The organism is Streptomyces sp. NPDC048331, from assembly GCF_043201215.1.
GTDB lineage: Bacteria > Actinomycetota > Actinomycetes > Streptomycetales > Streptomycetaceae > Streptomyces.
This window is the reverse complement of sequence record NZ_JBICYT010000037.1, coordinates 20,515-43,958: the sequence shown is the minus strand read 5'-3', so window position 1 is coordinate 43,958 and position 23,444 is coordinate 20,515. Positions and strand designations below refer to the sequence as shown.

Genomic DNA, 23,444 nt, shown 5'->3' with positions numbered 1-23,444 from the left:
GGGGTGGGAGGGGAGTTCAAGCGGTTCGGGTGAGAGAAGTGATAGCGATCACGCCACCCCCACGTCAATGGTTCGGACCAAAGAAGGACTAGACCACTCCCGCGCCATTTCCCCAAGTCAGAGACTTGAGAGCACATCAAAAACCGCTCGCCACCCCGGGTGACGAGCGGTTTAAGGCTGCCTTCAGGCAGCTCCGCGCAAGGTTTCGGCAACGAACCAGCAAAACGCCGTTCGTACGCCGTCAATCGGCGGCGGGCGCCTCCACGGGCATCCCGTACACATCCGCGATGAGCTCGTACGAGCGCAACCGGGCGTCCCCGCTGTGGGCGTTGGTGGTCAGCATCAGCTCGTCCGCGCCCGTCCGCTTCGCCAGGTCGTCCAGCCCGGTGCGCACCTCGTCCGGGGTGCCGTGGACGACGTTCGCGAGCCAGCTGTCGACGAACTCCCGCTCCAGCGAGGAGTACGGGTACGCCGCCGCCTCCTCGGGCGTCGGGATCAGGCCGGGGCGGCCGGTGCGCAGGCGCAGCATCGACAGCGCTCCTGTACGCACCTGGGCGTGGGCCTGCGCGTCGGTGTCGGCGGCGAGCGCCGAGACGCCGATGACGGCGTAGGGGGCGTCGAGGACGGCGGAGGGGCGGAAGCTCTGGCGGTAGAGGTCGAGCGCGGGCAGGGTGCCGGCGGCCGAGAAGTGGTGGGCGTAGGCGAAGGGCAGGCCGAGCTCGCCGGCGAGGCGGGCGCTGAAGCCGGAGGAGCCGAGCAGCCAGATCGGCGGCCGGCCGGCGGCTCCCTGGACGGGGCCCGGTACGGCGTGCACGCGGGCGTACGGATGCCCGTCGGGGAAGTCGTCGTCGAGGAAGCGGGTGAGCTCGGCGAGGCTCCGGGGGAACTCGTCGGCGGCCTCGTCCAGGCGCCCGGGGCCGCGCAGGGCGGCGGCGGTGCGACCGTCGGTGCCCGGGGCGCGGCCGAGCCCGAGGTCGATCCGGCCCGGGGCGAGCGCCTCCAGGGTGCCGAACTGCTCGGCGACGGCGAGCGGGGCGTGGTTGGGCAGCATGACCCCGCCGGAACCGAGCCGGATGCGGGAGGTGTGCGCGGCGAGGTGGGCCAGGATCACGGCGGGCGAGGAGCTGGCGACGCCGGGCATGGAGTGGTGCTCGGCGACCCAGTGGCGGTGGTAGCCGCGCGACTCGGCGAGGCGGGCGATCCGGACACTCGTGCGGAGGGAGTCGTGGGCGGTGCTGCCCGCGCCGACCGTGACGAGGTCCAGGACGGAGAGCGGTACGGTCGCCCGGCCCGGTGCGGTGGCACGGATCCCGTTGTTCGCGTTCCGGTTCGCCTCGCCGCCTCCGCGCGCGTCGCCCTGTACGTCGTCCCCTGCGTCACTCATCGTCGCTCCCGTTTCGCTCCGCGGTCCGTACGACATCAGTGCGACACCGTACGAAGAACTCGAACCGTGGACGGCCGCCGGGCATTCCCGGCGCTGAGCGATGTCGCGCATGACCTTGGCATATGCCAGAGGAGTAGATCCAGGCAGATAGATCCGATTGAGCCATCAATCTCTTCAACAGGCGCTCCACATGGGCCTCTTGATGGCTATCGTGGTAGGGCAAGCGGTAACAACCTGCTAGGGGGAAACCGTGGCGCTGAAGCCCGAGCCGACCGCGCCGTTCCACTCGGTGCAGTACGCACTACGCGTACTCGAAACGATCGCACGTCACACCGGTGGTGTGACGGACGTGCAGATCGCGCGTGAGACCGGCCTGCCCGCAGCCCATCTCGCTCCGATGCTGCTCATGCTGCGCCGGGAGGGATACGTCCTGCAGGTGTCCGACGGTGCTTACGCCATAGGGGATTCGCTCGTCCTGCTCGGCTCCGGGATCGACCGGCAGCAGGCGCTCACCGACAAGCTGCAGGAGACCCTGGACCGGCTGCGCGATTCGGTCGGCGCGGCCGTCTACATCAGCCGGTACGTGGACGGTGAGGTCAGGATCACGCAGTTCGCGGACAGTCCCCGCACCCCGAAGGTGCACGAGTGGGTCGACTTCCGCTCCGCCGCGCACGCCAGCGCGGTCGGCAAGTGTCTGCTGACGCAGCTGGACCTGAACGGGCGGCGCGACCACCTGTCCCGGCACAAGATCGCCCGGCTCACGTCGAAGACGATCGTGAACGAGCGGATCCTGTTCTCCAAGCTGGACGCCCAGCCCGCCACCGTGCCGATGCTGGACCTGCAGGAGTACGCCGTGGGTACCGTCTGCGCGGCGGTGCCGATCACGGCCGGGGCCTCGGTGGGCTGCCTGGCCCTGTCGATGCCGGTCGAGCACGCGCACCGGCTGCGGGCCGCCGCGGACACCCTGAACCGGAAGGCCGCACCGCTGCTGCTGTCGCTCACGCTCTAGGTGCCGAGAGGCCCGGTGGCCCGGCCTTCGCAAGGCCCGGAAAACACTTCGGGCGGTTCCCGGTGAGACCGGAAACCGCCCGAAGTACAGGTGCGCCGCCAGGGACTCGAACCCCGGACCCGCTGATTAAGAGTCAGCTGCTCTAACCAACTGAGCTAGCGGCGCCTGACAGAGAAAATACTACCTGGTCCTCAGGGGTGCTCAAAACCATTACCCGCGGAGGTACGCGAGGACCGCCAGGACCCGGCGGTGGGTGTCCTCGGCGGGCGGCAGGTCGAGCTTCCCCAGGATGTTCCCGATGTGTTTGCCGACGGCCGCCTCGGACACCACCAGCTCACGGGCTATGGCCCCGTTCGACCTGCCTTCCGCCACCAGCCCCAGCACCTCCCGCTCCCGCGGGGTCAGCGCGGCCAGCGGATCGCGCCGCCGCAGCAGGAGCCGGCGTACGACCTCCGGGTCCACCACCGTGCCGCCGCCCGCCACCGTGACCACCGCGTCGAGGAACTGCTCCACCTGCCCGACCCGGTCCTTCAGCAGGTAACCCACACCGCTGCCGTCCCCGGAATCCAGCAGGTCGGCGGCGTACGAGCGCTGCACGTACTGGCTGAGCACCAGCACCGGCAGGTCCGGGCGGGAGGCCCGCAGCTCCACGGCGGCGCGCAGCCCGTCGTCGGCCAGGCCCGGGGGCATCCGTACGTCGGTCACGACGATGTCCGGTTCGTGGGCGGCCACGGCGGTGCGGAGCTCGTCCGCGTTCCCGACGGCGGCCACCACCCGGTGGCCGAAACGCGTCAGCAGGCCTACGAGTCCTTCGCGCAGCAGCACCCCGTCCTCGGCGAGGACGATCCTCAGGGACACGTCGTGGGGCTGCTGGTCACCGGGCACGGGATCTCCAGGCTCAGGACGGTCGGACCGCCGGGCGGGCTGGTGATCGTCAGTGTGCCATCGAGGACGGCGATCCGGTCGGCCAATCCGGTCAACCCGGAGCCGGCGGCCGGATCGGCGCCACCGCGGCCGTCGTCGGTGACGTCGATGAGCAGGGCGTCGCCGGTGTGCCGGGCCGTGAGGGCGGCGCGGGCCGCGCCGCTGTGCCGGCCGACGTTGGTGAGGGCCTCGCACACCCCGAAGTAGGCGGCGGCCTCGACGGACTCCGGCAGGCGGGGCAGGGCGGTGCTCAGGTCGGTGTCCACGGGGACGGCGGAACGCTCGGCGACGTCGGCGAGGGCGCCGGTGAGGCCGTAGTCGGAGAGGACCTGCGGGTGGATGCCGTGGATCAGCTCGCGCAGTTCCGCGAGGACCTTGCCGGCCTCGTCGTGGGCGGTGGCGAGCCGGTCGGCGAGCGGGCCCGGGGGTGCGTCGAGGCGGGCGAGGCCGAGGGTCATGGTGAGGGCGACGAGCCGCTGCTGGGCGCCGTCGTGGAGGTCGCGCTCGATCCGGCGCCGCTCGGCCTCGAAGGCGTCGACGAGCCGGGCCCGGGAGCGGGTGACCTCGGCGAGCTGCCCTTGGAGTTCTCGCTCGCGGGGAGCGAGCAGGGCACGGGTGAGGGCGGCGCGGGCCCCGGCGAGCGCGCCGAGCGGATGGAGGAGGGCGGGGAGCAGCACGACTCCGGCGGCGGCGAAGACGAAGGCGGCCGGGTAGGAGGTGACCAGCCAGAGCTTGATCACCTTGACCTCGCCGTCGACGGCGAGGGCGAGCTGGAGCGGGGTGGTGAGCAGCAGCAGTGGCAGGCCGAGGAGGGCGACGACGGCGGCGAGGTCGACCCACCAGAGCAGGAGCCCGTGGAGGACGGCGTAGCCGAGCTCGCGCCAGGTGGCCTGCTCGCGGCAGCGCAGCCGGGCCCAGGCGAGGAGGCCGGGCTCGGTGGGCGTGCGGTGGGGGGTGCGGGCGGGTGCGCGGTCGACGAGGCGCAGCCGGCGGCGCTCGACGGCGCCGGTCGGTACGCCGACCAGGCAGAGCAGGGCGAGCAGCGGCAGGCCGACGAGGACGGGGCCGAGCACGGCGCCGGCTCCGGCGAGGAGGACGACGGCCAGCAGGACGGGAATCCCGGTGAGGGCGCTTGCGGCGAGGTACCCGGCGGCCCGCCAGGGCCATGCGGACCGCAGGTACCGGCCGCGGGCCAGGGCGTGCCAGGGGGTGCGGGGCTGATCGTCCATACGGGCAAGCTATCCGGGGGCCCGACGCGGCGGGATACCTCCTGCGGGCGTCCCGGGGGTAGCCCTGGCCCTACCCCCGCGGGGACGTGCGGGGAGGTGCGGGGCGACCCGACCGCACCGGGCACAGGAAGTCGGGTCCGGCACAGTGGGACCTCCCTAGCGTGGAGATCGGTAAGGGAAGGACGGACACACGTGCTGGAGCGGCTGAACCAGGCCATGGACCACATCGAGGAGCACCTCGACGAGCCCGTCGACGTGGCTGAGCCGGCGCGTATCGCCATGACGTCGGAGTACCACTTCCGGCGGATGTTCTCCGCGCTGGCGGGCATCCCGCTCTCGGAGTACGTCCGCCGTAGGCGGCTGACGCTCGCCGGGGCCGAGGTGCTCGACGGGCGGCGGACGCTGCTCGATGTCGCGGTGCGGTACGGGTACGGCTCGGGCGAGGCGTTCGCGCGGGCTTTTCGCGCCGTGCACGGGGTAGGCCCCGGCGAGGCGCGGCGGACGGGTGCGGCGCTGCGCTCCCAGCCCCGGATGTCCTTCCGGTTGATCGTCGAAGGGAGGAGCAGCATGCGCTATCGGGTGGTGGAGAAGGACGGGTTCAGGCTCGTGGGCAGGGGGACGCGGGTCCCGCTGGTCTACGAGGGGATGAACCCGGCCATCGTCGAGTTCGTCAAAGGCATCGGCAAGGAGACGCTGGGGCGGTGGGAGGCTGCCGGGTCCGGGGAGCCGGGCGGTGTGCTGGCCGTGGTCGGCAACCACGCCGCGCAGGACGCGGAAGGCACCGAACTGGACTACTTCCACGGGGTGCTGAGCGACGAGGACGTACCGGGGGCTTCGGAGAGCCTCGACGTCGAGCCGGGGACGTGGGCGGTGTTCGAGTCCTCGGGTGAGTTCCCGTCGGCGGTCCAGCACCTGTGGCGGGACGTGTACACGCAGTGGTTCCCGTCGAACCCGTACCGGAGCCGCCCGGGTCCGTCGCTCTCGCGGACGCGGGTGTCGCCGGACGGCACGCACGCGGACGCGGAGCTGTGGATCCCGGTGGTGCGGGCCGGCGACTGAGCTCCCGACCGAGTCCGCCCTTCCGTTCTTGCCGGTCGGGCCCGCGGCGTCCGGTGCCGGGCCCGACGACGCGGCGAGGCGCGGTGCCGGGCGTCGTAGGCCCGGCACGATCCGGAAGAGACGGCTTGGCCCCCGACGGGGTCAGGGCCCGCTCACGGGTGCGGTGTGCCCGGCCGGCGCAGCAGGTCGGAGCGGCCCTGGGCCTCGTAGTCCGCGAGGAGGGCGGTCAGGGCGGCCTCGTCCAGGCGGCGGTAGTCCCCGGCCCCGGTCGGGGAGCGGTGCCAGACCGGGTCCGGGCAGTGGAAGCCCTCCTGGCGGAGGGAGACCCGGTGGATCTTGTTCGTCGCCGTGGTCGGCATGGCCGCGACGACGCGGACGTAGCGCGGGGCCATCTTCGTGCCCAGGTCCGGTTGGCGGGAGAGGAAGGCGGCGAAGGCGTCCGGGTCGAAGGGCGCGCCGTCCCGGAGGGCGAGGGCCGCCATGACCTGGTCGCCGGCGACCTCGTCCGGGACGGCGTAGACGGCGACCGCAGCCGCGTCCGTCCAGCGGGCCAGGATGTTCTCGATCACCGCCGCGGCGAGGTTCTCGCTGTCGACGCGGAGCCGGTCGTCGGTGCGGCCGGCGAAGTAGAGGAAGCCCGCCGCGTCGCGGAAGAAGAGGTCCCCCGTCCAGTACCAGCCGTCGCGGGTGCGGTCGGCCTCCGCCTCCGGGTTGCGCCAGTAGCCCTCGAAGAGGCTGCGGCCGCGGTTGACCAGTTCACCGATCGCCGCCGAGCCGTTGAGCAGGCGGCCGTCCGGGTCGAGGACCGCGGGCGGGCATTCCGTGCCCGTCGCCGGGTCGATCACGGCCAGCTCGTCGCCCGCGCCGGCCCGGCCCAGGGCGCCCGGCGGGGTGTCCGGGGTGCGCTGGACGGAGGCGCCGCCCTCGGTGGCGCCGTAGCCCTCCACCAGCCGGACCCCGAAGCGTTCGGCGAAGCGGGCCGCGTCCACCGCCCCGGCCTCGGTGCCGAAGCCGAGCCGCAGGGTGTGGGCGCGGTCGTCGGGGCGGGGTCCGGTGGCCAGGAGGTACTGGATCGCCCGCCCGACGTAGGTGAAGTACGTGGCCCCGTACGCCCGTACGTCGTCCAGGAACGCGGAGGCCGAGAAGCGGCGGCGCAGCGCCACCGGAGCTCCGCCGACCAGCGCCGGCAGCCAGTCGGCGATGACGGCGTTGCCGTGGAAGAGCGGCATGCAGATGTAGTGGACGTCGTCCGGGGTGACGGTGAACCGGTGGGCCAGCGCGGCTCCGGCGGCCGCGAGCCGGCCCTGGGTGCAGATGGCGGCCTTGGGGGCGCCGGTGGAGCCGGAGGTGAAGTAGAGGAGGAGGCGGGAGTCGGGTGCGGGGGGCCGTAGGTGGGCTTCGCCGGGTTCGGCGGTGGTGTAGGGGGCGAGCAGGGCCTCGTACTCCTCGGTGCCGGTGACCAGGACGCGGACGCCGGGCAGGTCGAGGCCGCGCAGCAGCGGCAGGTGGGCGCGCTCGGTGATCAGGATCCGGCAGTCGGTGTGCAGGATGTCGCGGGCCAGTTCGGGGCCGCGTCGGGTGGGGTTGATCCCGGCGACGGCGGCCCCGGCGAGGGCCGCCGCGCCGAGCCAGAACGGGAACTCGGGGGTGTTGTCGAGCAGGATGCCGAGGTGCGGCTCGGCCCCCGAGGGCATGAGGTCGACGAGCAGCGCGGCGCGTGCGGCGGCCTCCTGGGCGGTCCGGTGGTGGGTGAGGACGTGCCGTCCGGCCTCGTCCTCGTACATCAGCCCGGGCCGGTGGTCGCCCCATCGGCGCGCCATGAGCTCCGCGACGGTGTCGGGTGCTGTCGTCGTCCGCATGCCGCCGGAGGGTAGCTGACGTTCCGTCAGAACTGAACGTCGGAGCAGGCGTAGAAGGCCATCGGGGTGTCGTTGACGGTCCAGACGGCCAGGATCAGGTGCCGGCCGGTCTTTCCGCTCGGCATGGCGCCCTGGTGGACGGTGGTCATGGAGGGGCGGGCGCCGTTGTAGGCGACGGCGAGGAAAGGCTGGGGTTCGAGGTCGGCGCGAGTGAGGGCCTTGGTGCCGGTCCAGCCGTTCTTGGTGACGTAGTACTTGAAGTCGGTGGTGGAGTGGTTGGCGGTGAACTGCCACCGGAAGGAGTAGCTCTGCCCGCTGGTCACCTTGGTGGTGGGCCAGGCGCCGCCGCGCGGGTTGTCGAGCTCGGAGAACTGCGAGAGTCCGCCGGAACATATCTTGCCGTCGGCGGGGCCGGCGGCCGGGAACCCCTTGAAGCCCTCGACGCTCTGCGGCTCCCACTGGATCGCGCCGCAGTCGGAGACGGCCCTGTTGGCGCAGAGCTTCTGGCGGCTGATCGGGGTGTCGGTGTAGCCGTGGCTGCTGGCGGCCGGGGCGGTGGCGAGGGTGATGCCTGCGACGAGGCCGAGGCCGAGCGCGGCGACGCCGGCCCGCCTGGGGATTTCGGGCATGCGGATGGGACGCATGATGCTCCTTGAACGTGGGGGGAGTTCGGTGAGAGCGCGCGCGCGGGGATCAGGTCTAGACCAAGTCCCAGATTATTGACGAGAGTTGGCCATGTCCATACCAATGGGAGAACGGGTGGTCCGTCACCTTCCGGCCACCCGTTCTCCCGCGCGCTCCCGGCCCCGCCGGACCCCCCTACGCCACCGCCCTACTCGGAGCGACCCGTGTAGAAGGCGACCGTGAGGTCCTTCACCAGCGCCTTGCGCTCGTAGTCGTCGAGCTCGACCAGACCGCGCGAGGTCAGCCGGTGGACGGTGTCGTCGACGGCGTCCACGACCGACGTCAGCACGGTGTCCCGGTGCTTGGCGTCGATCGCCGCGACCCGGCGGCGGCGCATGGCTTCGGCCACCTCGGGCGCGTACTCGATCCGGGTCGGCTGGGCCGAGAACACCTCGATCCCGACGGCCTCGGTCTCGGCCGCCAGCATCCGGGTCAGCGCGTCACCGACGGCCTCGGCGTCGCGCAGGGTCGGGGCGTCCTCGTGGAAGGCGTCGGCGGGCAATTGCGACAGCACGCGGGCCATCGCCGACTCGACCTGCTCGGCGAGGTACTCCGTGTGGTCCTCGACGGCCAGGGTGGCCCGTGCGGTGTCCCTGACCTGCCAGACGACCTGGACGACGACCTGGAGGGCGAGGCCGCCCGAGTCCACGGCGGGCATCGGGTCGCTGCGCCAGTGGCGCAGGCGTACGTCGACCCTGCGGCGCAGGAGCAGCGGACTCACCCAGGTCAGGCCGGTACGCCGGACCGTGCCGCGGTAGCGGCCGAAGAGGGTGAGCACCCAGGCGTGGCCGGCGCGGGCCCGGCCGAGTCCGCCGAGCGACACGAGGGCGACGATGCCGAGGAAGGCGAGCGGCGGCCAGTGGGTGGCGCGCAGGCCGTGGTAGGCACGGGGGGCCGCGCCGAAGGCGGCCACGAAGGGGGCGGGGACGACCCCGGCGCGCCAGAGCACGGCCGCGCAGCCGGCGAGGGCGAGCCCGCCGACGGCCACGCCGACCCAGCCGGGCAGCACCGGGCCGCGGTGCTCGCGGAGCCGGTCGTCGCCGCGCGGGACCCGGCGACCGGGGGCGGGGCGCGGGGCGCGGGCGGCGGGCGCGGCGACCGCCGGTACGGGTGCGGGTGTCACCGGCAGCTGCCGCGTACCGCGGAACGGGAGGTGCACCGGCACCTCGGTGACGGAGGTGCCCCGGTGGGCTCCGGGGTACGGGAGGTCCGGCGCGGCGCCCCCCTCGTCCAGGCCGCGGGCCACCGCCCGGGCGACGATCTCGACCGGTCCGGGGCCGGGGATGCCGGAGTGCTGCGGCGCGTCCGCGGGTTCGGGAGCGTACCCGGGGTCGGGCTCGAACTCGTGCTCGGGTTCGGGTTCGGCTTCGGGTGCGAAATCCGGCTCGGGATCGAGTTCGGCTTCGGGCTCGACCGGCGCCTCGACCACCGCCTCGGGCTCGGCCTCGGGCTCGGGCCCGGGCTCGGCCTCGGGCCCGGGCTCGGCCTCGGGCCCGGTTTCGACCTCGGCGGTCCGCAGGCGCAGGGTGGCCACCCCGGCGGGGGCCTCCGCCTCCTGCGGGTGCGGGATGTCCAGGCCCGCGACGGCCGACGGGGCGGCGGGGCTCCGGTCCCCCTCGTCGTACGGGTGCGCCCGGGCCGCCGGCACCTCCCAGCCGTGCGGCGGCTCGGGCGTCGGGCGGGCGGCCTGCGCCGCGGCCCAGCCGAAGGAGGTCTCGGCGGCGACGGCGTGTTCCGGGGCGGCGGCCTCACGGGGCGCGGCGACGGCCGCGGCCACGGCCGCGTACGCGGGCTCCGGCGCGGGCTCCGGAACGGGCGTCGACTCCGCGGCCCACCCGGGGTGAGCGACCGGCAGGACTGCGGGGGCGGGCGCGGGGGCGGGCGCGGGGGCAAGATCCGCCGCCCGGACCGCCACCGGGGTGGCCGGCGGCACGCGGAGGGTGCCCGTCGTCGAGGTGGTGCGCGTGGGGAACATCGTTACCTCCGTCATGCGAACAGCCGGCGCCAGGTTTCCGGGCCCGGGTAGCCGTTGGCCGAAGCGCCGGTCCAGCCCTGCGCGCGCTGGAAGGCCTCGACGTTGCGGCGGTCGGCCTCGCTCCAGAGCGGGCCCGGACCGGTCGTGTAGTACGTGCCGAAGCCCTTCTTCACCAGCTGACGGCCGAGGGCCCTGATGGCCTCGTGCGACCGGCCCGGGCGGAACACCGCGGCGCCCGGGTAGGCCCGTACCCCGCCCGGTCCGGGCGCGCCCGCCACCGTCGGCGGGATGTTCTTGCCCTGCTTCTCGACGAGCAGCTTCCAGGTGTGCGTGCCGGGGATGCCGTCGGCGTCCGCGCCCGTCCAGCCCTGTGCGCGCTGGAAGGCGGCGGTGGCGAGCTTGTCGTGGTCGCTCCACGTCCGGTCGGCCACCCCCTTGGGGTAGAACCGGTACGCGCCGCGCTCGATCAGCATCCGGCCGAGCTGGGCCACGTGATCGTTGGTGGCGCCGGGGCCGAACTTGTCCGCGCCCGGGAACACCGTCGCGTCCCCCGGCTTGGAGCCCGCGGGCGGCTGGGCGCCGGGGGTTTCCGGGAGGATGCCGCCCGGCACGCCGTTGAACCGGTACGGGACGTACTTCGTCGCGTTGGCCCAGTACCCGTAGGGCGTGGCCAGCTTCCGCGTGTTCGGGCGCGTCTGCTCGTAGGCGACGTAGTGCGTGCGCGTCGAGTCGACCCAACCGCCGAAGATGACCACGTGCGAGCCGTTGTTGGGGTCCGCCGGGTTGTGGAAGAGGAGCATGTCGCCCGGCAGCAGCTCATCCTTGGTGATCTTGGTGGCGAACTTGTCGAGGCTGCCGGTCCATTCGTTCGACCCCAGGTTCCAGACCATGGAGACGTAGCCCGAGCAGTCCTGCCGGTACCCGTCGGTCCAGTACTCGGACATGCTGTACGGGACCTGTGCGTCCAGCCACAGCTTCGCCCGGTTGATGATCGTCGCGCGGTCGATCCGCCGCACCGCGCCGGGCTGGGCCGGAGCGCCGGGCTTGCCCACCGGCCCGCCCTTGGGGCCGTGCAGCGGGGTCCGTGCGCCCTGCGGGGAACTCGGATCGTCCCAGGCCGCCGGCCCCGGCGGCGGGCTGGTCACGGCCGCCGCGGTGACGCCGCCGCCACCCAGGACCACTCCCGCGGCGGTGGCCAGCACCAGCGCCCGGCGGGCGCCGCGTGCGGCCGGGTGCCCCCCGTCCCGGAGCGGTATGGCCCGCGCGCGGGCGAGGGCGCGGCGGCGCTGGGCGCAGCCCCGGCACACACAGTCGCCCGCGGGCTCGTACTCCTCGAAACCGGGCATCTTCATCTGCACATGCGTCGGAGGCTGCATCCTCATGCGGTTCCGTCCACTCCCCTGCTCGTCCACTGTCCACCGGTCCACTCGTCCACTGGCAGACCGGAGCCGCACCTGATAAAGCATCAGATACGGCACGCGCAGACATATGGTGCACGATAAACCCGTCAAACATGGGTTAATCGGACAAGGCGGGCGTGGCTGGTCACGGGCACCCCTGAGGGTGGGGTAGAGTTTTCCCTGTCAGCAAGCGCCGCTAGCTCAGTTGGTTAGAGCAGCTGACTCTTAATCAGCGGGTCCGGGGTTCGAGTCCCTGGCGGCGCACAGACGGAGGAAGCCCCTCGCAGCGAAAGCTGCGAGGGGCTTCCTCGTTTCCGCTCAGGCCGCGGTGCCCGGTGCGCCCGGGCGGGCTCCGACGCCCGTCAGGTAGGCGGAGACCACCACGTTGGCCGTGTACTCCTTGGCCACCTTGTCGTACGTGCCCCCGCAGGTCACCAGCCTCAGCTCCGCGCGGCCCCGGACCCGCTGACCGTAGGCCTTGTGCGCGTCGAAGGCCTCGCGCTCGTAGACCCGTACGTCCTCGACCGTGAACTCGGCGACCGAACCGTCCGTCCGCACCACCCGCACCTTGTCGCCCGGCTGTGCGGAGCTCAGCCCGTAGAAGACCGCGGGCTTGGAGCGGGTGTCCACGTGCCCCACCATCAGCGCCGTCCCGGCCGCCCCCGGCTGGGTCCCGCGCCCCCACCAGCCCACCGTGCCCGGCTGCTCGTACGGGGGCGGCTCGATCGCCCCGTCCTTGTCCAGGTCCCGGGAGATCACCGGGGCCTGGATGCCTATGGAGGGCACGTCGACGCGCTGGGGCGGGGCCGCGGCGAGCGGCGCGTGCGCGGCCGGCAGCCCCGGACCCACCGTCCCGCCGGCCTGGCCGGCGGGCGCGGCCGGCGCCACGGTGAGCTGGCGGCCCCACAGCCACAGGCCCAGCACCAGCACCGCCCAAGCGGCGAAGGTCAGCAGCCGGCCGCCCGTCGAGGCCTTGTCCTCACTCACCGGCCCGCACCGGCCTCACTCACCACTACGGCGGCGGCGCAGGGCCAGCGCCCGGCCCGCGACGGCCAGGGTGGCGACCGCGGCGAGGACGGCGCCGATCACCGTGTGCGGCAGCCCCGGGCCGTCGGCGCCGTGAGCCTTCTTGACCGGCTGCGCCGCGAGCTCGGCCGCCATGCCGCCGCCGCCCGCGTGGACCGGCCAGACGGGACTGGGGTGGTGGGACGGGCGGTACTGGGAGATCTGGATCGAGCCGCTGAACTTCTCGTGGCCGTCGCACATCACCCGGACGGAGTGCCAGCCGGGCGAGACGTGCGAGCTGACCATCGCGTCGCCGTAGAGCGGGCTGCGGCCACCGTCCCGGCCGTAGAGGTCGACGTCCGACACGAAGGCGGCGGACTTGGCCGCTCCGCGGTTCCCGTCACAGCCCTGGACGCGCAGCTTGACCTGCGCTCCGGGGTGAGCCGGATTCGGGTCGACCGTGACGCTGCCGCGGTCGCCGCGGTCGCCGCGGTCACCGCGGTCCTCTTCGCCCGCGAGGGCGATCGGCGCGGTCACCACCGAGAACGCCGCCAGAGTGACGGCCATCGCGGTGGCGCGGACAGCGATCGGAACACTGCGCATGGTGAACCTCCTCGACAAGGAGATTCACGCGCGGCGCGCCGTCGCGCATCCGGAGCGGCGCCGTACGTGTCAGCCGTACGCCCCGAACGCGGTAAGGCCGTTCGGCCGTACGCCGTAGGCCGTACCCGGGATCGACTCAGATCAGGTCGACCAGGTCCGCGATCGAGGCGACCGTCCTGGTCGGGCGGAAGGGGAACTTCTCGGTGTCCTGCTCGGTGGTCAGGCCGGTGAGGACGAGGAAGGTCTGCATACCCGCCTCCAGGCCGGCCAGCACGTCGGTGTCCATCCGGTCGCCGATCATCGCGCTGGTCTCCGAGTGGGCGCCGATCGCGTTCAGGCCGGTACGCATCATCAGCGGGTTCGGCTTGCCGGCGAAGTACGGCTTCTTGCCGGTCGCCTTGGTGATCAGCGCGGCGACGGCGCCGGTGGCCGGGAGCGGGCCCTCGGTGGAGGGGCCGGTCTCGTCGGGGTTGGTGCAGATGAAGCGCGCGCCCGCGTTGATCAGGCGGACCGCCTTGGTCATCGCCTCGAAGCTGTACGTCCGGGTCTCGCCCAGGACCACGTAGTCGGGCTCGTGGTCGGTCAGGATGTAGCCGATGTCGTGGAGGGCGGTGGTCAGGCCCGCCTCGCCGATGACGTAGGCCGTGCCGCCCGGACGCTGGTCGTCGAGGAACTTCGCGGTGGCCAGCGCCGAGGTCCAGATGTTCTCGACGGGGACCTGCAGCCCCATGCGGCTCAGGCGGGCCTGGAGGTCGCGCGGGGTGTAGATCGAGTTGTTGGTGAGCACCAGGAAGGGCTTGCCGGACTCGCGCAGCCGCTTGATGAAGGCATCGGCGCCGGGGATCGGGGTGCCCTCGTGGATGAGGACCCCGTCCATGTCGGTGAGCCAGGATTCGATCGGCTTGCGCTCTGCCACTGGACTGTTCTCCGCTCTCGGTGACCTGCGACCTCTGGTCTGTACCACCCTATCGGGGCCGGGCCGTGGACGTCCCTGGCGTCCACGGCCCGGACCCGGAGCGCGGGAAGCGGTCAGTTCAGGCGGACGTCGTCGACGGTCCAGAACCAGTTGTTGGTGCCGCTGTAGCGGAAGCGGACCTGGACGTCGGTGGCGCCGGACGGGACCTGGAGGGCGAGGGACTCGGCCTTGGCGACGGCGTCGGCGGTGTAGGTCTTCACCACGGTCGGGGCGGCGCCGTTGTAGGAGACCAGGACCTGGGCGGTCTGGCCGGCCTCGTGCCGGTAGTGCGTCTGGAAGGTCAGATTCCGCGTACTGCCGCCGCTGACCGCCCACTTGGGGGTGACGAGGGTGGAGTCGAAGGTGCCGGTGTGGGTCTTGTCGTCCCACTCGTCGGAGTCGGCGACGGCGAAGACGTCACGCGAGCGGACGTTCAGCTCGCGCCACTGGTCGCGCTGCGACCGGCTCCAGAACTCGTCGGTCGCGAACGCCCAGCCGGCCCACTCGGTGACACCGCCCGCACCCATCCTGGAGTTGTCGACGGACCAGCCGGCGGGCGGGGTGTGCGTGAAGCCCTTCACCCCGGCCGGGATGCCCGTCTCGTCCACCCGGGCCTGGAGGTTCGGGCGCAGGGTGTCGAACGGGTCGGTGTCCGGGGCGTTCAGCGGGACGCCGTCGAGACCGGCGCCGCTGACGCCGACCTGGGCGAGCGCGGTGGCGGCGACGTCGACCAGCCGGACGTCGGAGCGGACGGAGCCGGCCGGGATGCCGGGGCCCTTGGCGATGACGAAGGTGCCGCGCTCCTGGACGGTCGAGCCGCCGTGGCCGCCGGAGTCGGTGTGGCCGTGGTCGGTGGTGACCAGGATCTTCCAGTTCTCCTGGGCGTACGTCGGGCGGTTCCTGACGGCGGTGAGGAGCCGGCCGACCAGGGCGTCGACGCGGGCGACGGTGTCGAGGTACTGCTGGGAGGCCGCCCCGTAGGAGTGGCCGGCCGCGTCGATCTCGCCGAGGTAGACGAAGGCGGCGTCCGGGTTCTGGCCCTGCAGCTCGGCGGCGGCGGCCGCCGCGATCTTCGGGTCCTCGGTGCGGTAGCCGTCGCGGTCGCCCTTGAGGGAGAGTCGCTTGTCGACCTTCGAGGAGAAGATCGGGCCGTTCTGGTCGGTGGAGGTGATGGGCTCCCAGTCGGCGGCCGCGTAGGTGTTGAGCGCCGGCCTCGCGTTCTCGATGCGGGTCAGGAAGTCGGGGTGGGCGGCGTAGTTCTCGCCGATGAAGGAGTTGTCCTTCACCCCGTGCTTGTCGGGCCAGACCCCGGTGGCGATGGTGGACCAACCGGGGCCCGAGGAGGTGGCTGCCATCGGGCCGGCGTAGAGGGTGCTGCGGGCGGTCAGCCCCTGGGCCATCAGGCCGTTCAGGTGGGGTGCGTCGGCGACCTTGACGCGGTCGAGGACCGCGCCGTCGATACCGATGACGAGGACCTTGTCGGTGTTGGCCGCCGCGGCGGCGGGGGTGGCCGCGAGGGCGGCGGCGATCAGGGCGGAGGTGATGGCGGTCGCGACGACGGCACGACGTCCGGGCAGGACTGGGGACACGTACTCCTCCTGGGAGCAAGTGAGCGGCGAAAGGAGCGGGGGGCGTTTCGGTGGGTTCCGGGTCCGGACCGAAGGTGCAGGCTTCGGTCCAGACCCGTTATACGAGGGTCACTCTGCCGGTCGGGGGTGGCCAGGGAGTAACCGGTCAGCTTCCGGTTGCCGACTTCCACGCGTCGACGTGGTCGGTGAGGTTCTTGTCGATGTCGGCCCAGTTCGGCTCGAAGATCTCCACGCCCGTCATGAGCCGGGTGAGTTCGACGGCGTTGGCGTCGGTGGGCTTGACGTCGGTGCGCGCCGGGAAGCCGCCGCCGACCCCGCTGACCTGCTGCTGGGCCTCCTCGCTGAGCAGGAAGTCGAGCAACTTCCGGCCGTTCTCGGTGTGCGGTGCCTTGTCGACCAGGCCGGCCGCGTAGGGCAGGGCGAAGCTGGTGGGCCTGCCGCCTTCCTTGGCCGGGAACCAGATGCCCAGGTTCGGCATGGACTTGGACTGCGCGAAGTTCATCTGCACGTCACCGTTGGCGACGAGCAGCTCGCCCTTGTCGGTCTTGGGCGCCAGCTTGCTGGTGGAGGAGGACGGGCCGACGTTGTTGGCCTGGAGCTTCTTCAGGAACTCCATCGCCGGTTCCTTGCCGCCGAAGTCGTGCATCGCCTTGATGAGCACGGCGGTGCCGTCGCCCGCGACGCCCGGGGTGGAGTACTGCAGCTTGCCCTTGTACTTGGCGTCCAGCAGCTCCTCCCAGGTCGTGGGGGCCTCGGTGAGCTCCTTCTTGTTGTAGACGAAGCCGAAGTAGTTGTTCACGACCGCGGTCCACTTGCCGTCGGCGGCCTTGTCCGCGCCGTTGACCTTGTCGGAGCCCTGCGGCCGGTAGGACTGGAGCAGGCCCTTGCCGTCGGCCTGTTGGATGAAGGGCGGCAGGGTGATCAGCACGTCGGCCTGGGTGTTGGTCTTCTCACGGACGGCGCGCTGCACCATCTCGCCGGAGCCGCCCTCGACGAACTTGACCTCGATGCCGGTCTTCTTCGTGAAGTCGGCGAAGACCTTGTCGTACCAGCCGTCGCCCTTCTCGCTCTTGAGGCCGTCGGCGCTGTAGACGGTGACGATCTTCTCGCCGGCCTTCGAGTCGGCGGCGGAGGAGCCGCCACCGCAGGCGGTGAGGGAGGAGGTGAGGGCGAGGCCGCCGGTGACGACGGTGGCGATGCGGAGGAGTCTCTTGCCGGTCATGGAACTTCCTTACGGGGAAAGGGAGTCGACGGGGGTGGGAGGGGCGGGGCCCTACGGGCTACAGGGTTCCTACGAGGTTCCTACGGGGTTCAGCGGTAGGAGGCCCTGGTGCGGACGCGGGAGACGGCCAGGAGGACCAGCAGGGTGGTGGCCATCAGGACCACGGCGACGGCGGAGCCGCTGTAGAGCGAACCGCGGTCGGTGGCGGTGAAGACGCGTACGGGCAGGGGCATCCAGTCCGGCGGGTAGAGCATCATCGTGGCGCTCAACTCGCCCATGGACAGGGCGAAGCAGAGGCCGGCCGCGGCCGTGAGGGACGGCAGCAGGAGAGGGAGCCTGACCCGCCACAGCACGTACGCGGGGCGGGCGCCCAGGGAGGCGGCCGCCTGCTCGTACGCGGGGTCGAGCCGTACGATCGCCGCCGAGACCGACTGGTGGGCGAAGGCCGTGACAAGGATCGTGTGCGCCAGGACGACGATCGAGCTGGTGCCGTTGAGCAGGACCGGCGGCCGGCTGAAGGCGACCAGCACGGCGAGGCCGACGACCACCGACGGCACGGCGACGGGCAGCATGAACAGCGCGTCCAGGAGCCGCTTCGCCCGCTTGCGCAGGCCGGCCGCGGCCAGCGCGGCCCAGGTCCCGACGGTGAGCGCGAGGAGGCTGGCGGCGAGGGCCGTGATCAGGCTGGTGGTGAGGGCCTGGAGGGATTCGCCGCGCACGGCGGCCGCGTAGTTCTCGGTGGTCGGTCCGGACGGGAAGGCCCCGGACCAGTGGGTGGCGAAGGAGGCCGCGACCACGACGAGCAGGGGCAGGGCGAACAGCGGCAGGAAGAGGAGGCCGAAGAGGCCCCAGGCGGCCCAGCGACCGCTCTTGCTATGCACCAGCACGCTTGCCCACCGTCCGGTAGAGGCCGAACAGGCCGACGGACAGCGCGATGTTGACGACGGCGACCACGCAGGCGGCCGCGTAGTCGGATTCGAGGACGGCCTTGCCGTAGATGAGCATCGGGAGCGTCGTGACGTCCTTGGCGCCGGTGAACAGGACGATCCCGAACTCGTTCAGGCACATCACGAGGACGAGGCTGCCACCGGCGGCGAGGGCCGGGAGGGCCTCGGGCAGGATCACCCGCCGGACGATCCGGGCGGGCCGGGCGCCGAGGCCGGCGGCGACCTCCAGCTGGGCGGTGTCCAGCTGGGAGAAGGCCGCGAGCAGCGGACGCATCACGAAGGGCGTGAAGTACGTGATCTCCGCGAGCAGGACGCCCCAGGGGGTGGTGAGGAAGTGGAAGGGCCCCTCGGCGGCTCCGGTGAGGTCGGTGACGAGGCCGTTGGCCATGCCGACCGTTCCGTAGACGAAGAGGAGGGCGAGGGTGATGAGGAAGGAGGGGAAGGAGAGGAAGACGTCGATGAACTTGGCGACGGCGCGGGCCCCGGGGAAGGGCACGAAGGCGATGATCAGCGCGAGCACGAAGCCGAGTACGAGGCAACCGACGGTCGCGCCGACGGCCAGCCGGACGGTGGTCCCGAGGGCCTCGTGGAAGCTCTGCGAGGCGAAGACGGAGGCGTACGCGTCGAAGGCGCCGCCGCCGTTCTCGGGGCTGAACGACTGCTGGACGACCAGCCCGAGCGGATACAGGAACACGAGCCCGAGCACGACGACGGGCGGCATCACCCACACCCCCGCACACTTCAGCCCCGCCGGCGTTCGAGGCGCGGGGTCCGGGGCGGAGCCCCGCGGGGGCGCGGCCCGCCGCGAAACGTCAGGCACGGGTCACACCTGCGGCCAGCAGCACGGCGTCCCGCGGCTCGAAGTGCAGCGTGACCCGGTCCCCCGGCGCGGGTGTCTCCCGCAGCTCGGGGAGGTCCGCCTTCACGCGGTGGCCGGCGACGTCCACGTACAGCCGGTGCGTCGAGCCGCGCCACTGGACCTCGGCGAGGGTGCCGCTCAGCGCGTTGGGGCCGGCGCCGAGCCCGAGCAGGTGCGGCCGTACGCACAGCGTGGCCGTGGCGCCCGGCTCCGCCCGCCCGCGGTCGAGGGTCAGGGCCCGGCCCTCGAAGACCGCGCCGCGCTCGGCCACCGTCACCGGCAGCAGGTTCGCGTTGCCGACGAACGACGCGGTGAACTCGGTGCGCGGGGCCCGGTACAGCTCCTGCGGGGTCCCGCAGTCCCGCAGCCGGGCCTTGTCCATGACGGCGATCCGGTCGGCCAGGGTGAGCGCCTCCACCTGGTCGTGGGTGACGTACAGAATCGATACGTCGGGCAGTTCGCGGTGCAGGCGGGCCAGTTCGGCGAGCATTCCGGAGCGCAGCTGCGCGTCGAGGGCCGACAGCGGCTCGTCGAGCAGGAGCACCCCGGGGCGGATGGCGAGGGCGCGGGCGATGGCCACGCGCTGCTGCTGGCCGCCGGAGAGCTCGCGCGGGTAGCGCTCGGCGTACGCCGCCATGCCGGTCATCTCCAGCGCCTCGGTGACCCGCCCCGGGATCTCGGCCTTCGGGGCCTTCTGGGCCTTGAGGCCGAAGGCGACGTTGTCCGCGACCCGCATGTGCGGGAAGAGCGCGTACTGCTGGACGACCATGCCGATGCCGCGCTTGTGCGGCGGGAGCGCGGTGACGTCCCGACCGCCGATCAGTACCCGGCCCGCGAGGGGCCGTACGAAGCCGGCGACGGCGCGCAGGGCGGTGGTCTTGCCCGAGCCGGAGGGGCCGAGCAGGGCCATCACCTCGCCCGGTTCGACGGTCAGGTCGAGGGAGTCCAGGACGGTGTTGCCGCCGTAGGCGACGCTGACCGCGTCGAAGCGGATACCGCTCACGGCGACTCCCCGAGGAGGGCGGGGAGTTCGGCGACGGAGGCCAGGACATGGGTCGCGCCGTGCCGGGTGAGTGCCGTGCGGTCGTGGGCGCCGGTGAGGACGCCCGCCACGATCCCGGCGCCGGCGCGGCGGCCGCTGAGCATGTCGTAGGCGGTGTCACCCGCGACCACGACGTCGCCCACGTCGGCCACGGCGCCGGTGCGCAGGAACGCGGTCAGCACCATGTCCGGGTACGGGCGCCCGCGGCCGCCCGCGTCGGCGGGGCAGAGGGTGAGGTCGGCGAGGTCCTGCCAGCCGAGGGCGTCGAGGATGGCGTCCTGGGTGACCCGGGCGAATCCGGTGGTGAGGACGACGGTGCGGCCGTCGGCGCGGAGCCGCTCGATCGCGGCGCGGGCGCCGGGGAGCGGGGTGACGAGGCCGCCGTCGACGAGGGCGCCGTATGCCTCTTCGAAGGCGGAGTTGGCGCGGTGGGCCAGTTCCTCCGTACCGAAGAGGTGGCGGAAGACCGAGATCTTGGACTCGCCCATGGTGTCGAGGACGTACCGGAGCTTCTCGGCGTGGTCGGGGGTGCCGGGTTCGACGCCGAGCCGCTCGGCGGCCTGCTCGAAGGCGCGCTCGACGAGGCCGCCGTCGGCGACGGTGGTGCCGGCCATGTCGAGGACGACCAGCTGGTGGCGGCCGGGGTCGGTGACGTCGGTGTCGGCGTTCGTGTCGGCGTTCGTGTCGGTGTTCGTGTCGGTGTTCGTGTCGGCGTTGCTCATCTGACTTACCAGCCCAGTTCGTTCGCGGTGGTTTCGGCTATGGCGGGCGAGCAGGTCATGCCACGCCCGCCGGGTCCGGTCACCAGCCAGACACCGTCGGCCACCTGTTGGCGGTGGACGACGCGGGTGGTGTCGGTGCACTGCGCGTACACGCCCGCCCAGCGGTGCCGGATCCTCGGCAGGGGGCGGCCGAGGAGGGACTCGACCACGGCGGTGACGTGCTCGTAGGGGTCTTCGAGGGTGTCGAAGGCGAAGGGGTGCTCGTACTCGTGGGTGTCGCCGATGGTCAGTCCGCCGTCGCGGCGCTGGACCATCAGTAGTTGCATCTTGTGCTCGGCGGCGATCGGCGCCTGCTCCTGCTCGGCGTTGAGGGTGTCGAGCGCGGGGGACCGGTAGGCCGGGTAGTAGCGGAAGCTGTCGGCGTCCGCGACCGAGGTGGTCAGCGGTTCGCCGAGCGGGTCGGTCTGCATCATCTGGAGACGGACGCGCCGCACCGGCAGGTCGGGGGCCAGTTCGCGGACCAGGCCGGACAGCCAGGCACCGGTGGCGAGGACGACGGCGTCGCCGCGGTGGACGTCGCCGTGGTCGTCGCGGACGGCGCCGTGACCGACGACCTCGCGGACCTCGCGGCCGGCGAGGAAGGTGTAGCGGCCGGCAGCGCGGGCGCGCAGGGCCTCGCGGAGGTGGAGCTGCGCGGTGCGCGGCTCGACGGCGGCGTCCCGTTCGCACCACAGGGCGGCCTCGAACGCGCCGCGCAGGGCCGGGTTGATCTCCCGGGCCTCGGCCGCGGTGAGCAGCTGGTAGCCGCGGGCGGCGGCGTCCGGGCGGGCCAGGGCCGCCTCGGCGACCGCGAGTTCGCGGCGGGTGCGGACGGGGGTGAGGGAGCCGTTGGCGCGGAAGCCCAGGCCGGGCACCTCGGCGCCGATGCGCTCCCAGAGCTCGCGGGCCCGTAGGGCGGTGTCGAGCTCCTCTCCCCCGGCCCGTCCGCTGACCCAGATCTGGCCGAAATTGCGCAGGGACGCGCCACGGGCCTCCGCTTCTCGCTCGATCTGGACGACCTCGTGGCCGCGTTCGACTGCTTGCCAGGCGTGCATGGTGCCGACCACGCCGCCTCCGACGACTATGACTTTCACGCCGCCAACGGTGGGTCGGGTCCGTGGCCCGGGAGGATCCGTCCGGCGACGGGCCGGTGAACAACCCCCGACACTTGGACTAGACCCGTTATCTTTTTGTGATGCGAGTGCGTCCTGATTTTCCCTGTACCGGATGATTCCTCCCGAGCTATTCGGCGTGCAGGCGGGTCGTGAAGCTGAACCGATCCCCACGATAGAGCGAACGCACCCGCTCCAGCGGCCTGCCCTCCTGGTCCCGCGAGAAGCGGTGGATCAGCAGCATCGGAAGCGCGGGCGGGGTGCCGATCAGCAGGGCCTCGCGCGGGGTAGCCAGGACCGTCTCCAGCTTCTCGTCGGCCTCGCCGAAGGAGATGCCGAGGCTGTCGCGGAGATACCCGTAGAAGGAGGAGTCGGGCTGGAAATCGCTGTTCAGGCGGGGGGCTCGGGCCACGCGGAGGTACGTGCTCTCCAGGCCGACGCGCTCGTCGTCGGCGAGCAGGACCCGCTCCAGATGCCAGACGGGCTCGCCGGGCTCGGCGCCGATGCCGGGCGCGAGGTCGGGCGGGCAGGGGAACTGCTCCAGCCCGATGAGGTGCCGGCCCGGACGGCGGCCCTGGCGGCGTACGCCCTCGGTGTAGCTGGCGAGGGAGAGCGGCTGCTCCAGCTTGGGGCCGGCGACGACGGTCCCGCGGCCGGAGCGGCGCAGCCGGCCTTCCAGCAGCAGCTCGCGCAGGGCCTGGCGCACGGTCTCGCGGGACACCTCGTACCGCTCGGCGAGATCGCGCTCGGTGGGCAGGGTGCCGCCCTCGCCGAGCACGTCGAGGAGCTCGGCGATCCGGGCCTTGACGGCGTAGTACTTGGGGATCCGGCCGTGCTCCGGAATGCCGGAACGCACGGGTGAGCCGGGGCGGTGCCGCTGGATCTCTTCTTCCACGGTGGGACTCTATGCGGGGCGGTCGGCGGCGCGCGGCGACGGGGGCACGGGCGGGTCCGCGACCGGTCCGCGGCCGCCGTACACGAGGTCGGACGGCGTGGTTCAGCGTGCGGAACGGCGGAGGCGGCGGGCCCCCAGGAGCAGTCCGCCACCGGTGGCGAGCGCGGCCACGGCGCCCGTGCCGTAGACCCACTCGCGCGGGCCGGTGTGGGCGAGGGAGCCGGCCTCGACGGGATCCTCCGGGCCCTCGACGGAGAACCGGTAGCCGCCCGCCTCGCCGATCCAGTCGCCGTCGTCGCCCTTGCGCTGGACGAGCGCGGCGTCGGCGACGACCTCACCGACGGGCGCGTCGGGGGCGAAGGAGAGCCCCACCTTGACGGTCATGGAGCCGCCGGGGCCGACGGTGAAGCCGGGGAAGGCGTCGCCGCCGTCGAAGACGGCGATGATCTCGTCGCGGTCGCTGTGCTCCAGGCTGACGGGGAAGGTGCTGCCCAGGGCGTCGAACTCCATGCGCAGGTGGGCGGGGCGCAGGGTGTGGGCCTTGTCCGTGAAGACGACGATCGGATGGATGGCCGTGCACTCGGAGTCGGTGGTGTTGGTCAGGTCCAGGTACCAGGTCTGCGGCCCGGCACCGGTGCGGTAGACGGCCGGGCCGCCGCGGATCCGCGCCCCGATGGGGAAGGCGGTGCTCTTCCCGTCGCCGCAGGTGGCCTGCGCGCGCGAGGGAAGCGCGGGTGCGGGGCGTCCGCCGCCCGCACCGATGTCGGCTCCGGCGGTGGACGCGGTGGTGGCGACCAGGGCGGCGGAGAGGGCGGCGGTGAGGGCAAGGGCTTTGCGTAGTCGCATGGAAGACCTTCGCGTGCTCGCCGGACGGGACGATGATCGGACGAGGTGACGATCACCCCGGCCTGCCCGCACCCTGCCACCCCCG

Annotated in this window: 21 protein-coding genes and 2 tRNA genes; 3 read left to right on the top strand and 20 right to left on the bottom strand. The window is 72.7% G+C overall.

Annotation, left to right across the window (positions count from 1 at the left end; genetic code table 11):
- Positions 1 to 241 precede the first annotated feature (241 nt).
- On the bottom strand, positions 242 to 1,384 hold the full coding sequence (locus ACGFYY_RS34470) for an LLM class flavin-dependent oxidoreductase (RefSeq protein WP_393715514.1): 1,143 nt from the start codon (positions 1,382 to 1,384) through the stop codon (positions 242 to 244).
- Positions 1,385 to 1,634: 250 nt separating this feature from the next.
- On the opposite strand from ACGFYY_RS34470, the gene ACGFYY_RS34465 reads away from it, so the two are divergent.
- On the top strand, positions 1,635 to 2,393 hold the full coding sequence (locus ACGFYY_RS34465) for an IclR family transcriptional regulator (RefSeq protein ID WP_030012142.1): 759 nt from the start codon (positions 1,635 to 1,637) through the stop codon (positions 2,391 to 2,393).
- A 91-nt stretch (positions 2,394 to 2,484) separates the two neighbouring features.
- Here ACGFYY_RS34465 and ACGFYY_RS34460 read toward each other — a convergent pair.
- The 3 genes from ACGFYY_RS34460 to ACGFYY_RS34450 form a co-directional block, all read right to left on the bottom strand.
- Positions 2,485 to 2,558: transfer RNA gene (locus ACGFYY_RS34460), tRNA-Lys, on the bottom strand.
- Positions 2,559 to 2,603: 45 nt separating this feature from the next.
- Complete coding sequence (locus tag ACGFYY_RS34455; RefSeq protein WP_393715512.1) at positions 2,604 to 3,278, bottom strand: response regulator; 675 nt, start codon at positions 3,276 to 3,278, stop codon at positions 2,604 to 2,606.
- Positions 3,242 to 4,546: a sensor histidine kinase gene (locus ACGFYY_RS34450; protein WP_393715510.1), complete on the bottom strand. Its 1,305-nt coding sequence runs from the start codon at positions 4,544 to 4,546 to the stop codon at positions 3,242 to 3,244. Before ACGFYY_RS34450 ends, ACGFYY_RS34455 begins: the two co-directional genes overlap by 37 nt.
- 192 nt (positions 4,547 to 4,738) lie before the next feature.
- Here ACGFYY_RS34450 and ACGFYY_RS34445 point away from each other — a divergent pair, with 192 nt between their 5' ends.
- Positions 4,739 to 5,605 carry a helix-turn-helix domain-containing protein gene (locus tag ACGFYY_RS34445; protein ID WP_393715508.1) on the top strand — a complete coding sequence of 289 codons (867 nt, stop codon included), beginning with the start codon at positions 4,739 to 4,741 and terminating at the stop codon, positions 5,603 to 5,605.
- A gap of 152 nt (positions 5,606 to 5,757) precedes the next feature.
- Here the strand turns inward: ACGFYY_RS34445 and ACGFYY_RS34440 are convergent, their stop codons facing one another.
- The 4 genes from ACGFYY_RS34440 to ACGFYY_RS34425 form a co-directional block, all read right to left on the bottom strand.
- The gene (locus ACGFYY_RS34440; protein WP_393715506.1) at positions 5,758 to 7,464 is read right to left on the bottom strand and encodes an AMP-binding protein; all 1,707 of its coding nucleotides are present in this window, start codon (positions 7,462 to 7,464) and stop codon (positions 5,758 to 5,760) included.
- Between the two features lie 26 nt (positions 7,465 to 7,490).
- Positions 7,491 to 8,084 carry a lytic polysaccharide monooxygenase gene (locus tag ACGFYY_RS34435; protein WP_393715562.1) on the bottom strand — a complete coding sequence of 198 codons (594 nt, stop codon included), beginning with the start codon at positions 8,082 to 8,084 and terminating at the stop codon, positions 7,491 to 7,493.
- A 212-nt stretch (positions 8,085 to 8,296) separates the two neighbouring features.
- Positions 8,297 to 10,123 carry an SPFH domain-containing protein gene (locus ACGFYY_RS34430; RefSeq protein WP_393715504.1) on the bottom strand — a complete coding sequence of 609 codons (1,827 nt, stop codon included), beginning with the start codon at positions 10,121 to 10,123 and terminating at the stop codon, positions 8,297 to 8,299.
- A gap of 11 nt (positions 10,124 to 10,134) precedes the next feature.
- The gene (locus ACGFYY_RS34425) at positions 10,135 to 11,475 is read right to left on the bottom strand and encodes a peptidoglycan-binding protein (RefSeq protein ID WP_393715560.1); all 1,341 of its coding nucleotides are present in this window, start codon (positions 11,473 to 11,475) and stop codon (positions 10,135 to 10,137) included.
- Between the two features lie 238 nt (positions 11,476 to 11,713).
- Here ACGFYY_RS34425 and ACGFYY_RS34420 point away from each other — a divergent pair.
- Positions 11,714 to 11,787: transfer RNA gene (locus ACGFYY_RS34420), tRNA-Lys, on the top strand.
- 54 nt (positions 11,788 to 11,841) lie between these two features.
- Here the strand turns inward: ACGFYY_RS34420 and ACGFYY_RS34415 are convergent.
- The 12 genes from ACGFYY_RS34415 to ACGFYY_RS34360 all read right to left on the bottom strand — a co-directional run bounded on the left by ACGFYY_RS34415 (position 11,842) and on the right by ACGFYY_RS34360 (position 23,359).
- Complete coding sequence (locus tag ACGFYY_RS34415) at positions 11,842 to 12,510, bottom strand: class F sortase (RefSeq protein ID WP_393715502.1); 669 nt, start codon at positions 12,508 to 12,510, stop codon at positions 11,842 to 11,844.
- A 15-nt stretch (positions 12,511 to 12,525) separates the two neighbouring features.
- Positions 12,526 to 13,131, bottom strand: coding sequence for a hypothetical protein (locus ACGFYY_RS34410; RefSeq protein ID WP_393715500.1), 606 nt, complete (start codon positions 13,129 to 13,131; stop codon positions 12,526 to 12,528).
- 136 nt (positions 13,132 to 13,267) lie between these two features.
- A complete protein-coding gene (locus tag ACGFYY_RS34405; RefSeq protein WP_328963245.1) occupies positions 13,268 to 14,047 on the bottom strand; it encodes an HAD-IIA family hydrolase in 780 nt (259 codons plus the stop codon).
- 113 nt (positions 14,048 to 14,160) lie between these two features.
- A complete protein-coding gene (locus ACGFYY_RS34400) occupies positions 14,161 to 15,675 on the bottom strand; it encodes an alkaline phosphatase family protein (RefSeq protein ID WP_393715498.1) in 1,515 nt (504 codons plus the stop codon).
- A gap of 145 nt (positions 15,676 to 15,820) precedes the next feature.
- Positions 15,821 to 16,897 (bottom strand): 2-aminoethylphosphonate ABC transporter substrate-binding protein, encoded by a 1,077-nt coding sequence (locus ACGFYY_RS34395; RefSeq protein ID WP_393715496.1) that lies wholly within the window; start codon positions 16,895 to 16,897, stop codon positions 15,821 to 15,823.
- A gap of 89 nt (positions 16,898 to 16,986) precedes the next feature.
- Positions 16,987 to 17,784: an ABC transporter permease gene (locus ACGFYY_RS34390; protein ID WP_393715494.1), complete on the bottom strand. Its 798-nt coding sequence runs from the start codon at positions 17,782 to 17,784 to the stop codon at positions 16,987 to 16,989.
- On the bottom strand, positions 17,771 to 18,565 hold the full coding sequence (locus tag ACGFYY_RS34385; RefSeq protein WP_393715492.1) for a 2-aminoethylphosphonate ABC transporter permease subunit: 795 nt from the start codon (positions 18,563 to 18,565) through the stop codon (positions 17,771 to 17,773). The genes ACGFYY_RS34390 and ACGFYY_RS34385 overlap by 14 nt, the downstream gene beginning before the upstream one ends.
- Before the next feature lie 91 nt (positions 18,566 to 18,656).
- A complete protein-coding gene (locus ACGFYY_RS34380) occupies positions 18,657 to 19,706 on the bottom strand; it encodes an ABC transporter ATP-binding protein (RefSeq protein WP_393715490.1) in 1,050 nt (349 codons plus the stop codon).
- Positions 19,703 to 20,467, bottom strand: a complete 765-nt coding sequence (locus ACGFYY_RS34375) for a phosphonatase-like hydrolase (protein WP_393715488.1) — start codon at positions 20,465 to 20,467, stop codon at positions 19,703 to 19,705. Before ACGFYY_RS34375 ends, ACGFYY_RS34380 begins: the two co-directional genes overlap by 4 nt.
- 5 nt (positions 20,468 to 20,472) lie before the next feature.
- A complete protein-coding gene (locus ACGFYY_RS34370) occupies positions 20,473 to 21,600 on the bottom strand; it encodes a TIGR03364 family FAD-dependent oxidoreductase (RefSeq protein ID WP_393715486.1) in 1,128 nt (375 codons plus the stop codon).
- Positions 21,601 to 21,748: 148 nt separating this feature from the next.
- On the bottom strand, positions 21,749 to 22,513 hold the full coding sequence (locus tag ACGFYY_RS34365; RefSeq protein ID WP_393715484.1) for a GntR family transcriptional regulator: 765 nt from the start codon (positions 22,511 to 22,513) through the stop codon (positions 21,749 to 21,751).
- Positions 22,514 to 22,615: 102 nt separating this feature from the next.
- Positions 22,616 to 23,359 (bottom strand): hypothetical protein, encoded by a 744-nt coding sequence (locus ACGFYY_RS34360; protein ID WP_365264427.1) that lies wholly within the window; start codon positions 23,357 to 23,359, stop codon positions 22,616 to 22,618.
- Between the last annotated feature and the right edge of the window lie 85 nt (positions 23,360 to 23,444).